1 protein-coding gene is annotated in these 766 nt (G+C 83.0%); it reads right to left on the bottom strand.

The genetic code is table 11. The features are described 5' to 3' along the window. Nucleotides 1-50: 50 nt before the first annotated feature. A partial coding sequence (locus GTR02_RS21970; protein WP_276611150.1) for an ATP-binding protein occupies nt 51-766 on the bottom strand: 716 nt, incomplete at its 5' end.

The following is a 766-nucleotide window of genomic DNA, read 5'->3' as shown; positions in this document are numbered from 1 at the left end:
GAGCCGGGGTCGGCGGGAGTCACGGGCTCACGGTAGGGCGGCGCCGGCCGTCAGCGCAGGACCTCCGGGCCGGCCGTCCGCAGGGCCGTCCAGGTCCCGTCGACCACGAGGAAGCCCGCCCCGGGACCGCCCGCGGGCGAGAGCAGGGGGCGACGGCCCAGCAGGTCGGCGGGCACCAGGCCGCCGCGGCCGAGCAGCAGCACGGTCCGGGCGGTGCGCAGGACGGCCGGCAGCCCGCGGAAGCTCCCGGCGAGCTCGGCGCCGTCGGCGGTCGCGACGAGGCGCAGCGGGCCCCCGCCGTCCGCGGGGCCCCGCCGGGCCCGGGCCAGCAGGACCTCCTCGACCGGGGTGTCCAGCAACCGCACCGCGTCGTCGACGAGGACCACGGTGGCGGGGTCGGCCGCGAGGCGCCGGGCGAGGTCGACGCCGTCGCCCGGTCCGAGCAGCGGGGCGTCGAGGCCCCGCAGGGCGGCGTGGTCGGACGCGACGACCACGCAGCGGCCGGGCAGGCCGCGGGCGAGGGTGCGCAGCACGGCGCTGCGCCCGCTGCCCGGTGGTCCGGCGACCACGACGGGGGCGTCCACGCGCACGGCGACGACGCCGGCGTCGTCCCCGCCGACCCCCAGGGCGACGGCGCCCGACGGGCCGGCCGGGCCGCGGTCGTCGTCGCCGGGCGCCGCGGGCAGCGACACGGTGTCGGGCAGGCGCCGGACGCGGGCCCGCCACCGGCGCGGGGGCCGCCGGCCCGCGGTCTGCCCGTCGGCCG

The sequence above is a fragment of the Kineococcus siccus genome (genome assembly GCF_009906795.1).
Taxonomy (GTDB): domain Bacteria; phylum Actinomycetota; class Actinomycetes; order Actinomycetales; family Kineococcaceae; genus Kineococcus; species Kineococcus siccus.
This window is presented reverse-complemented; position numbering and strand designations above follow the sequence as displayed.